9 protein-coding genes are annotated in these 11694 nt (G+C 58.5%); all 9 read left to right on the plus strand.

Going from position 1 to position 11694, the window contains the following annotated elements; translation table 11 throughout:
• Positions 1 to 111 precede the first annotated feature (111 nt).
• On the plus strand, positions 112 to 1245 hold the full coding sequence (gene dnaJ / locus QFX07_RS04550) for a molecular chaperone DnaJ (RefSeq protein ID WP_279754937.1): 1134 nt from the start codon (positions 112 to 114) through the stop codon (positions 1243 to 1245).
• A 126-nt stretch (positions 1246 to 1371) separates the two neighbouring features.
• Entirely contained in the window at positions 1372 to 2145 is a 774-nt protein-coding gene (locus QFX07_RS04555) for a 16S rRNA (uracil(1498)-N(3))-methyltransferase (RefSeq protein ID WP_279754936.1), read from the plus strand.
• A gap of 135 nt (positions 2146 to 2280) precedes the next feature.
• A complete protein-coding gene (locus QFX07_RS04560; RefSeq protein WP_279754935.1) occupies positions 2281 to 3402 on the plus strand; it encodes a PhoH family protein in 1122 nt (373 codons plus the stop codon).
• Positions 3403 to 3471: 69 nt separating this feature from the next.
• Positions 3472 to 3927, plus strand: a complete 456-nt coding sequence (gene ybeY / locus QFX07_RS04565) for an rRNA maturation RNase YbeY (RefSeq protein WP_371567837.1) — start codon at positions 3472 to 3474, stop codon at positions 3925 to 3927.
• 9 nt (positions 3928 to 3936) lie between these two features.
• A complete protein-coding gene (locus tag QFX07_RS04570) occupies positions 3937 to 5412 on the plus strand; it encodes a hemolysin family protein (RefSeq protein ID WP_279739943.1) in 1476 nt (491 codons plus the stop codon).
• A gap of 123 nt (positions 5413 to 5535) precedes the next feature.
• The gene (locus tag QFX07_RS04575) at positions 5536 to 6693 is read left to right on the plus strand and encodes a GTPase Era (protein ID WP_279739941.1); all 1158 of its coding nucleotides are present in this window, start codon (positions 5536 to 5538) and stop codon (positions 6691 to 6693) included.
• A gap of 213 nt (positions 6694 to 6906) precedes the next feature.
• Positions 6907 to 8346 (plus strand): LCP family protein, encoded by a 1440-nt coding sequence (locus tag QFX07_RS04580; protein WP_279754933.1) that lies wholly within the window; start codon positions 6907 to 6909, stop codon positions 8344 to 8346.
• Positions 8347 to 8751: 405 nt separating this feature from the next.
• Positions 8752 to 10500 carry a 2-isopropylmalate synthase gene (gene leuA, locus QFX07_RS04585; protein WP_279739938.1) on the plus strand — a complete coding sequence of 583 codons (1749 nt, stop codon included), beginning with the start codon at positions 8752 to 8754 and terminating at the stop codon, positions 10498 to 10500.
• A 293-nt stretch (positions 10501 to 10793) separates the two neighbouring features.
• A complete protein-coding gene (locus QFX07_RS04590; RefSeq protein ID WP_279739936.1) occupies positions 10794 to 11642 on the plus strand; it encodes an undecaprenyl-diphosphate phosphatase in 849 nt (282 codons plus the stop codon).
• Positions 11643 to 11694 lie beyond the last annotated feature (52 nt).

Below are 11694 nucleotides of genomic sequence, written 5' to 3' on the forward strand. Positions count from 1 at the left end.
TTCAGCCTAGCCATTGTATCGGGTCGAGGGTAGTATCCCCTAGAATTGATACGACCATTGTTGGCGGTGCACTCATCGAGCACCGCCATCGTCTCGCGAGGAAGGAAACGCATGAGCCACTACGATACTCTTGGCGTATCGAACGACGCCAGCGCTGAAGAGATTAAGAAGGCGTACCGAAAGAAGGCACGCCAGCTGCACCCCGACGTGAATCCCTCCGAGGACGCCGCCGAAGAGTTCAAGCGCGTCACCCTCGCCTACGAGGTGCTCTCCGACCCCGAAAAGCGCCGCAACTATGACACCACCGGCGATGAACAGGGCCGCGCAGGCTACCCCGGAGGCGGCTACCCGGGCGGCGGATTCAGCGGCTTCGGCGGTTTCGAGGACCTGCTGAACATGTTCACCGGTGGCGCGGCAGGTACCCGCGGCCCTGCATCCCGTATGCGTCAGGGCCAGGACGACCTGATTACCGTCTCCATCAGTCTGCAGGACGCCGTGTTCGGTGTTGAGAAGACCATTGAGCGTCGCTCCGCCGTGACCTGTAAATCCTGTAACGGTGAAGGAACCGCTGAAGGTACCCAGCCCGAAACCTGCACCACCTGCTCCGGTCACGGTTTCATGCAGCGCCGCGTGCAGTCCATCCTCGGTACCGTCATGCAGCAGGTCGAATGCCCTGACTGCCACGGCTACGGCACCGTCATCAAGACTCCCTGCGCCGAATGTCACGGTCAGGGACGCGTGCGTGAAGACGTACCGCTGACCTTCAACGTTCCCGCCGGCGTGCACGATCAGGCGCGTATCCGCCTGCGAGGCAAGGGCGAAGCAGGCCTGTACGGTGGCCCCAACGGCGACCTGTACGTTGACCTGAACGTCAAGCGTGACAAGTACTTTAGCCGCGAGGGCGACAACCTGGTCACCACCGTGAACATCCCCATGGTTGCGGCGGCACTGGGCACTACCATCCCGCTGAAGACCTTTGATGGCGACCAGGAAGTTGCTATCCCCGCAGGCACTCAGAGCGGTGACGTGATTACCCTCAACGGCCTGGGCGCGACCGTGCTCGGCACCGAGCGTCGCGGTGACCTGCTGGTACGTATCCAGGTGGTCACTCCCACCGACATAACCGAAGAACAGCGTGAACTGCTGCGCCAGTTCGCCGCCCTGCGCGGTGAATCCCTCACCGAAGGTTCGCAGGTCAAGCACCGCGGTGGTCTCTTCTCCCGACTGAAGGACCAGTTCAAGTAGGATTCCTACACCATGTAGTTGAGGATGCGGCGGGTGCAGTTGAGCCTGCACCCGCCGCATCCGCATTGCTACACAGCCCAATATTTCACGCTACCGGCACCGGCAAGCCGCACCTCAAGGAGAACCATGAGCGCCCCCATCTTCTACATCAGCACGGAAGAATACGACGCACTCACCCCCGGCGCCACCTACGCGCTTGGTGGCTCCGAAGGCAAGCACGCCCTCGTCAAGCGCCTTGAGCTCGGCGAACGCATTGACCTGGGTGACGGCACCGGCCGCCGCGCACTCGGTACGGTCGCCTCCATTAACGCGGACGGCGTGAGCGTGCAGGTGCAGGAGCTTTGCGAGGAACACAGCGTGCCCTCCATCTACCTGGTGCAGGCGCTCGCGAAGGACGGCCGCGACCTACTCGCCATCGAAACTGCGACCGAACTGAGCGTGTACGGTGTGCTTCCGTGGAGTGCGGACCGCTCCATCGTACGTTGGAAGGGGGAGCGCACCTCCAAGGCACACACCAAGTGGCAGAATACCGTCACCGCCGCCGCGAAGCAGTCGCGCCGCGCGCTCATTCCCGTAGTGTACGAGCTGTACAGCACTACCGACCTGGTGAAGCTCATTGAAGAAGTAGCCGGCTCTGAGCAGTCCGCCGCCGTGTTCATCCTGCATGAGCAGGCGACCGAACGCCTCAGCGCCCTGGCACGCAAGCTTGTCGAGGCAGAGAAGTTACCCGAAGAAATCTACCTGCTCGTCGGACCTGAAGGCGGTATTAGCGACCGCGAAGTGCAGCTCTTCACCGACGCCGGCGCGCAGCTGGCACTGCTCGGTGATGAGGTGCTGCGTTCCTCCACCGCCGGTTCTGCTGCTATGTGCACCCTGAACGTGGTGCTGGGTCGCTGGTAGAGCGCCGTCGATGGCGACTCCGGTAAAGTAGCCGGTAGCACCCCTCTGCTAAAACCCAGCCGGTAGGAATCCACCAGGGCGTGGCACATCACGCACATCTATACTTGTAAATACATCACTAGCCAAGGAGCCCATATGACTACCTCCCGACCTCTATCGACCGCGCGCACCGTATCTTTCAAAAGCGCTGCAGAAATGATTGCAGTTCTCGGCCCGCAGGACGCGCACCTGGCAATTATTGAGGACTACTTCGAGCAGATTAGCCTGCACCCCAAGGACCTGGACGTACTCATCACCGGCCCCTCCGAGTCCGTGAACACCGCCGCTAAGCTGCTGAACGAACTGCGCGTGCTCTCCAGCCACGACACGCAGATTACCGTGCAGGTCATTCACCGCCTCATGGGTATGCTCGGTGACGAACTGAGCAACCCGGCACATTCACTATCTACCAGCATCCTCTCTACCCGCGGCACCACGATTCGTCCCAAGACCATTAACCAGAAGAAGTACGTGGACGCTATCGATGCGAACACAGTCATCTTCGGTATCGGCCCGGCGGGTACCGGTAAGACCTACCTCGCCATGGCGAAGGCTGTGCAGGCGCTACAGACCCACGAAGTGAACCGCATTATTCTCACCCGCCCCGCCGTGGAGGCTGGCGAGCGTCTGGGATTCCTGCCCGGTACCCTCAACGAAAAGATTGACCCGTACCTGCGCCCGCTCTACGACGCACTGCACGACATGCTCGAACCCGAAACCATCCCCAAGCTCATGGAAGCGGGCACCATTGAGGTCGCGCCGCTGGCGTACATGCGCGGTCGAACCCTCAACGACGCATTCATCATCCTCGATGAGGCGCAGAACACCACCGCCGAGCAGATGAAGATGTTCCTGACCCGCCTGGGCTTCGGCTCGAAGATGGTCATTACCGGTGACATCACCCAGATTGACCTGCCCGGTGGCGCCGCCTCCGGCCTGAAGCAGGTACGAAACATCCTTGACGGCGTGGAGGATATTCACTTCAGCATCCTGGAATCCTCTGACGTGGTCCGCCACACCCTGGTGTCGAACATTGTGTCCGCCTACGATCAGTGGGGCGAAGATCAGAAGGCCATGGAACGCAAGCGCAACCGTAAGGTCAAGCGCGCCACCATCGAGGCCGCGGCCGAGAAGCTGCTGGACCGCGCCGGCATCAACGGCGGCTCCGAAAAGAACGCAGAGAATAACACTGACAACGCCCACCCGGAAGGACGCTAAACGGTGGCAGAGATCGAATTCGACTGTGAAGACCCCGCAACCGGTGCCGACCCGGCAACCAACGCCTTCATCCGTGAATCTTTCGAAGCGGTAGATACTGAGGTGCTCACCCGCCTCGTCGAGCACGCCTTCAAGCGTATGCACCTTGCCGATGACACCTACCTGTCCATCGCCATCGTGAACGAAGACGAAATGGAACGCGTGCACATCGAATGGATGGACCTGCCCGGTGCAACCGACGTGATGAGCTTCCCCATGGATGAGATGGAACCGGGAACCCCCGAGAATCCCTCCAGCGGCATGCTCGGCGACATCATCCTCTGCCCACCCGTCGCCGCACGTCAGGGCACAGATGCTGGCCACAGCACCCTCGACGAGCTATGCCTACTCACCACCCACGGCATTCTGCACTGCCTCGGCTACGACCACGGCACCGCCGAAGAGGAAGCTGAAATGTTCGGCATTCAGCGCTCCATCCTCGAAGAGTTCCTGGGGCGCCCCGCCCCGGTCGAAACCCGACACTAGGGGAGCGGCGTGGATATTCTACTCACAGCCCTCCTTGCCGTTCTCGCGCTCTGTCTGACCGTGGTCGCCGCAATTGCCGAAACCGCGTTCACCTACCTGCCGCATAACGAAGTTGCAGAAGCAGTAGAGGCACACCCGGATACCCTCGGTGCCCGCGTCCTACAGCGCACCCTCGACGGTGGCTCCGAGGCGTACACACACCCGCTACGCCTGACCCGCCTCATTGCCGCTGCCGCCGCGGTGCTTGCCACCATGACCTGCCTACTATACTTGGTCGAGGTGCACGCACTCGCCGCCGTGCTAACCCTCGTGATCGTTGCGCTGGTGGGCTACCCGATTCTGCACGTGCTGGCACGTGCTCTAGGTCGTAACCGCCCGGTCGCGTCAATTCGTATGCTGGCGCGCCCGGTGCACTACCTGTCGGTTCTGCTGAGCCCGGCGACCGGTCTGCTCGATAAGCTCAGTGCGCGCCTGGCACCGGAACGTTCGGCGGAAGCCCCGGTGGGCGTGTTCGATGAGGAGGAGCTACGCGAGTTTCTGGACCGTGCCTCCGAGGCTGAAACCATTGAGGATAACGAAGCACAGATGGTGCAGTCCGTCTTTGAAATGGACGATACCCGCATCCGTTCGCTCATGGTTCCGCGTACCGATATGCTCACCGCCAGCCGTGACACCCCTCTGCGTGAGACGCTGAGCCTGTTCCTGCGTTCGGGTTATTCGCGTATGCCGGTGATTGGTGATTCGAGCGATGAGATTCTGGGCGTACTCTACCTGAAGGACGCGATGCGCGCCTTCATCCTGTATTCGGAGTCTCCGGAGGGTACCGCTTTGCCGACCGTGGTTGAGCTGATGCGCCCGGCTCGTTTTGAGCCCGAGTCGAAGCGTGCCATGGACCTGCTGCGTGAGATGCAGCGCGAGTCCACGCACGTGGCGATCATTGTTGACGAGTACGGCGGCACCGCCGGTCTGATTACCCTTGAGGATCTGATTGAGGAGCTGGTCGGTGACATTTCTGATGAGTATGACCATGAGAGCCCCGATTACACGCTGAATGATGACGGCACGTTCCGTCTCTCTGCTCGTCTGGGTATTGATGAGCTGGGTGAGATTTTTGGTCGTGAGCTCGACGATGAAGATGTTGATACGGTGGGCGGTCTGCTCGCTAAGCATCTGGGCATGGTGCCGATTATCGGTTCTGAAGTTGAGATTGATGGCATTCATATTCGTGCGATTGGTTCGTCGGGTCGCCGCCACCAGGTGGATATGCTGCAGGCGTGGTATGAGCCGCCTCGTGATGAGCGTCAGAACGCTGAAGATTCCCTGATCTCTAATTCACCGGAGTCTTATTCCCTGAAGTCTGAGGTTGCTGACATCCTCACCGTGGATACCGATCCGCCCGCTGTGGCTGAGCCTCACGCGCATCCGGATCTTCCGGGAGATACTGCAGAGGCTGAACCTGCCACCGACAAGCACGGTAAGCGCTAGATATCGAATATAGACGCCGCATTTTCTAACGCACTTTGAGTCGGCTGCCCCACCCCTGAAGGCACAGGCAGATGAGGCTGGCACCCCATACACCCCGCACGAGGTTTGATAAGGAGAAACACAATGGACCAGGAGTACACCCCGCTCGATTTGAGCATGCTGGACTTAAGCACCCCGCTGCCAACCTACCCGGAGAATTTCCGTTCGGGTTTTGCGTCGCTGGTGGGTCGCCCAAATGCGGGTAAATCTACTCTAACGAACGCTATGGTTGGTCAGAAGGTGGCTATCACCTCGAACCGTCCGCAGACGACCCGCCACACGATCCGCGGTATTGTACACAAGGACGAGTACCAGCTGATTCTGGTGGACACCCCGGGTATTCACCGCCCCCGCACTCTGCTGGGTGAGCGTCTGAACGACCTGGTAGCAAGCACCCTTTCACAGGTGGATGTACTGGGCTTCTGCATTCCGGCGAATGAGAAGATTGGTCCGGGTGACCGTTATATTGCCTCGCAGCTGGTGGCGTCGAGCAATAAGCCGGTGGTTGCCATTGTGACAAAGGCTGACACTGTGAGCTCTGAGGAGCTGCGTGAGCAGTTGCTGGCTGTTGAGGCGCTCGGCGAGGAAGTCATGAGCGCTGAGCGTGCGGCTCGTGCTAAGCGTGCCGCGCATCGTGCGAAGCAGAAGGCTAAGGGCCCCAAGGGTAAGGGCGGCAAGAATGATGCTGTGCCTTTCGCGAAGGGTTCGGGTCCTGCGGCTAAGCGCCGTGCCGGTGAGGTTGCTGAGCCGATGCCGGTTGACGGTAAGGGTGGCTGGGCTGCGATTATCCCGGTGTCTGCTGTAAAGCATTTCCAGGTGGATGCGGTTGCTGACCTGCTGGCGCAGTACACTCCGCTGTCGCCGCCGCTGTACCCGGAGGGTGAGCTGACCGATGAGCCGGAGGCAACCCTCATCGCGGAGCTGGTACGTGAGGCCGCCCTGGAGGGTGCGCGTGAGGAGCTGCCCCACTCAATTGCTGTAACGGTTGAGGAGATGGAGTTCCGTGAGGGCCGCCCGGAGGATAACCCGCTGCTGGATGTGCACGTAAACCTGTTTGTGGAGCGTGAGTCGCAGAAGTACATCATTATCGGTAAGGGCGGCTCGAATCTACGCAAGATTGGTACGAAGGCTCGTGAGCAGATTGAGGCAATGCTCGGTACCCGCATTTATTTGAATATTCATGTGAAGGTTGCGAAGGAATGGCAGTCTGACGCGCGTGCGTTGAACCGACTGGGATTCTAGTAGCTTTCCTGAGCGCATCGCCCAGAGAATTTGCTCTGCGCGGTCGCCCCGAGAGGTGGCCTTCGGGGGCGGTCGCGCATCCTTAGTTTTCACCCGGTGGCTTGCATAAATATGTGCATACCTCCGGGTGAAACTTTTCGTTTTTATTCGGCGCTCATAGGGAAGAGTGTTACTCTGAGAAAGCACTTGCTCACCGGCAGAAAGAGAAAAGGTATGCCCCAGGCACCTCGTTTACGAAGCACCGGTCGTCATATGCGCACGACGGTGCTGACATCAAACCGCAATAAGTGGATTGCTCTGCTTACTACTTGCATGCTCGTCATTGTTGTTGGCTTTGGTGGCGTGGTGGCTCTACGTATGCGTAATAATCTGCATACTCAAGAGCTGAACATCAGCAATTACAAGAACGGCCTGGAGAACGGTGCCTTGGACATTCTCGTGATTGGCTCCGATACCCGTAAGGGTAATAACGGTGCGTACGGTGATGAGGATGACCGCAATTCTGAGGCTCGTGCGGACGTGATGATGCTGCTACAAATCAGCAAGGACCGTAAGAACGTGAGCGTGCTGTCGTTCCCGCGTGACCTGATGGTTGACGTGCCGCAGTGTACTGATCCTGAGAGCGGCACTGTGTATCCGGCTGAGAAGAGCGTTCAGATTAACGAGTCTCTGTCTCGCGGTGGTCCCGGTTGTACTGTGGCGACCATTAGCAAGCTGACCGGTGTGAATATTGACCACTTTATGTTGGTCGACTTTAACGCTGTGAAGGAGCTGTCGAAGGTTGTTGGCGGCGTTCAGGTGTGCGTGGACGCTCCGATTGATGATGAGTACAGTGGCCTGAAGCTTCCTGCCGGTACTTCTTCGGTTGAGGGTGAGCAGGCTCTTGCGTTCTTGCGTAGCCGCCACGGCTTCTCGGATGGTTCCGATATTGGTCGTATTCAGGCTCAGCAGGGCTTCTTGTCTTCACTGCTGCGTAAGGTGAAGCGAGAGGGTACTCTGTCGAATCCGGGTCGTCTGATTAACATTGCTGAGGCGATTACTCAGAATGTGACGGTGGATAATAACCTGAGCAATATCAGCACTCTGGTGGGTGTTGGTGCGTCTCTTGGTGGCGTGGACCTGTCAAACGTTGTGTTTGCGACTGTGCCGACTGAGCCGTGGAGCCAGGATGCGAACCGCCTGCAGGTTTCTGCGGATGCTGCGAATGTGTTCCAGCGTCTGCGTGATGATAAGTCACTGAAGGAAGAGCAGGCTCCGGAGGCTCCAGCTATTTCTGCCGCTCCGGTTCAGCTCGATCATACGGTTCCGGTGAGCGTATACAACGCGACCGGTCTGGAGGGCCGCTCGGCTACAATCGCTTCGGTGGTTAAGGGCCTGGGCTACACGAATGTTACTCCGGGTACCTCTGCTAGCCCGACGAACTTCACCACGGTCTTCTACTCGACCGGTTACGAGGCGGAGGCGAAGGAAATCGCCGCGAAGCTGAACGTGACCCGTGTGGTGGCAACCGAAGAGGTTCTGGGCGTGTCGGTGACGATTGGCGCTGACTTCCCGTCCGGTGAGGCGATAGAGAAGAAGGAGGCTGCGATTGCGGGTAACGCGACCGGTCAAACTGCTGATCAGCACAAGTGCCAGACTGCTTTCGCCTACTAGGTTGTAGCTGGTAGAACATAGCGCAGATGCGTGAATATTGAGTGAAGGGGCGTAGGGCCAGAAATGGTGGCTACGCCCCTTTGTCGTTGATTCTTTCCAGATGATGGACGGCTTCCCAGGTGCCCTGCCACCGCCTCCGATCCCTGTGATAGCGTGGAAGCATGATTATTGACGGTGAGAGCACGCGCGGGGTTACCCGCCAGGCAGTGAACCTGCTGCTTATTCGCCGGAACGGGGCACGCTAGAAATCTGCCGCAACCGTTCCGGCTTTTTCACGCGGCATCTCACCTTCGCATCCTTTCTGATGCACCGCCTTGACCACTGCTGCCGGGAACCGATACCCGGCACGGTACGAGCCCCACAAGTGGGGTAGAGCGAGACGGACCAACCAACAGGAAATTCATCATGAAAAACCACCAGAAGCCCAGCCCCATGCCGGTACATAAGTACCGCCCTTTCCACGAGCAGATTGTTGTTGACCTGCCGGACCGCACCTGGCCGGATAAGGTCATTGAGAAGGCTCCGCGCTGGTGCGCAGTGGATCTGCGTGACGGCAACCAGGCACTGATTGACCCCATGGACACCGACCGTAAGCTTGCGATGTTCAAGCTGCTGGTGAAGATGGGTTACAAGGAAATTGAGGTTGGTTTCCCCTCGGCGTCGCAGACTGACTTTGATTTTGTGCGCACTCTCATTGAGGACGGCCACATCCCCGCAGATGTAACCATTCAGGTTCTGGTGCAGGCTCGTGAGCACCTGATTGCCCGCACTTTTGAGGCAATTGAGGGCGCACCGCAGGCGATTGTGCACTTCTACAACTCAACCTCCGTGCTGCAGCGTCGCGTGGTGTTCAACCAGGATCAGGAGGGCGTGCTGGATATCGCCCTGCAGGGTGCGCGCCTGTGCCGCAAGTACGAAGAGCAGATGGTCTCCGATACTAAGGTCATCTATGAGTACTCGCCCGAGTCCTTCACCGGTACCGAGCTTGAGTACGCGGCTCGCGTGGTGAACGCTGTGGCTGAAGAGCTGGAGATTGGTCAGAACGGTAGCGAGCTGATTGTAAACCTGCCCGCTACCGTTGAGATGGCTACCCCGAACGTGTACGCCGACTCGGTCGAGTGGATGCACCGCAACCTGAACCACCGTGAGCACATTGTGCTGTCATTGCACCCGCATAATGACCGCGGTACCGGCGTGGCTGCTGCTGAGCTAGGTTACCTGGCGGGCGCTGACCGTATTGAGGGTTGCCTCTTCGGTAATGGCGAGCGCACCGGTAACGTTGACCTGGTGACTTTGGGCCTGAACATGTACACCCAGGGTGTGGATCCGCAGATTGATTTCTCTGATATTGACGGTATCCGTAAGACTGTTGAGTACTGCAACCAGTTGAAGGTGCACGAGCGTTCGCCGTATGGTGGCGACCTGGTGTTCACTGCGTTCTCTGGTTCGCATCAGGACGCTATTAAGAAGGGCTTTGAGGCTCTGGAGCGTACTGCTGCTGAGGCGGGTAAGACCGTGGATGAGGTTTATTGGGAGGTTCCGTACCTGCCGATTGATCCTCGCGATCTGGGTCGTACCTATGAGGCGATTATTCGTGTGAACTCGCAGTCCGGTAAGGGCGGTATGGCGTACCTGCTGAAGCAGGATCACGGTCTGGATTTACCGCGTCGTGCGCAGGTTGAGTTCTCGAAGATTGTTCAGGCTCGCACTGATGCTGAGGGTGGCGAGATGACCAGCCAGAAGCTGTGGAACATCTTCACCGATGAGTACCTGCCGGCTCCGGATCCGCAGAACCGTTGGGGTAAGTACCGTATTGAGTCGATTAATATTGATTCGGCTGATACTGGTGCGACTACTCTGCGTGTTGGCCTGAACATTGATGGTCACACGTACACTCGTACTGCTTCGGGTACAGGTCCGGTGGATGCTCTGCAGAACATCCTTTCAGGTGAGGGCATGGATATTCGCGTGATGGATTATTCGGAGCACACCATGTCGGCTTCGTCAACTGCTAACGCTGCTTGCTATGTTGAGGCTGCTGTTGGTTCTCGCGTGCTGTGGGGTATTGGCGTGGATAACTCAACGACTCGTGCGGCGTTGAAGGCGATGATTTCGGCTGTGAACCGTGCACTGCGTGATGAGCGCCAGGCGTAGGCGATGACCGTTTATGCTTTGTACGGGGTTCACGTGTGACCGTTAACCGTGCATGATGTAAGGGGCGGGATGCATACTGGGAGTATGTATCCCGCTCCTTAGTCGTTTAGTGTGCGCAGGCATTGTGTGTATCGGCGGTTTGCGCGGCTTTCTTGAGCCGTGGATGCACCGCGGTGTACTGCTTGAACCGGCACCCTGAGCGTTTCACAGTGTGGACGGGGCGGTTTGCGGAAGTCCCACATCACCTTCCGTGAACCGCTCCGGGCTGGCGCGCCTCCTGTATCCTTGAATGCGTGGAATGGATTCAAGCAATTATTTTGGGCTTCGTTCAGGGCCTTACCGAATTTCTGCCGATTTCGTCATCGGCGCATCTGAACATTGTTGGCCAGATCCTGCCTGAGAGGGCTGACCCGGGTGCCGCGTTTACCGCAATCACCCAGCTGGGTACTGAGACTGCGGTTCTGATTTTCTTCTGGCGCGATATTGTTCGCATCCTGAAGTCCTGGTTCGGATCCTTGACCGGCCGCGTACCGCGTAACGACCCGGATGCCCGCATGGGTTGGCTGATTATTCTCGGCTCCCTGCCCATCGGCGTTCTGGGTCTGCTCCTGGAAGACTACATTGACACCCAGTTCCGCAGCCTGTGGGTTGTGGCGACCATGCTGATTGTCTTCGCGGTGTTCCTGGGTCTTGCGGACCGTTTTGGTCGTGAGCAGCGTGAGCTAAAGGACCTGACTTTCCGTCACGGTATTCTGTACGGTTGCGCGCAGGCGCTGGCACTGATCCCGGGTGTTTCACGTTCGGGCGGTACAATTACCGCGGGTCTGTTCATGGGTTATACCCGTGAGGCTGCGGCTCGTTACTCGTTCCTTCTGGCTCTGCCGGCAGTGTTCATGTCTGGTCTGTACAAGACGTTCAAGGTGTTCACTGGTGCTGAGGCTACCGGCTACTACGGTATCCCGTCGACTATCCTTGCGACTCTGGTCGCGTTCGTGGTGGGTTACCTGATGATTGGCTGGTTCCTGAAGTACGTGTCTTCGAAGTCCTACGGCATTTTCATTTGGTACCGCATTGCGCTCGGTATCCTGATTTTCGTTGGTCTGGGCACTGGCGTTCTGAACGCTACTTCTTCGGCGTTCTAAGGCTTTAGCCCTCAGCGTGATATGACATACCCGTCCGTGATTTTCTCACGGG

Origin of the sequence: Rothia similimucilaginosa, from assembly GCF_029850985.2 — a bacterium.
Taxonomy (GTDB): domain Bacteria; phylum Actinomycetota; class Actinomycetes; order Actinomycetales; family Micrococcaceae; genus Rothia.

Coding starts and splice junctions, on each gene's coding strand:
- QFX07_RS04575 (WP_279739941.1), top strand. CDS start 5,536: ATGGACCAGGAGTACACCCCGCTCGATTTGAGCATGCTGGACTTAAGC.
- QFX07_RS04555 (WP_279754936.1), top strand. CDS start 1,372: ATGAGCGCCCCCATCTTCTACATCAGCACGGAAGAATACGACGCACTC.
- QFX07_RS04560 (WP_279754935.1), top strand. CDS start 2,281: ATGACTACCTCCCGACCTCTATCGACCGCGCGCACCGTATCTTTCAAA.
- dnaJ (WP_279754937.1), top strand. CDS start 112: ATGAGCCACTACGATACTCTTGGCGTATCGAACGACGCCAGCGCTGAA.
- QFX07_RS04580 (WP_279754933.1), top strand. CDS start 6,907: ATGCCCCAGGCACCTCGTTTACGAAGCACCGGTCGTCATATGCGCACG.
- leuA (WP_279739938.1), top strand. CDS start 8,752: ATGAAAAACCACCAGAAGCCCAGCCCCATGCCGGTACATAAGTACCGC.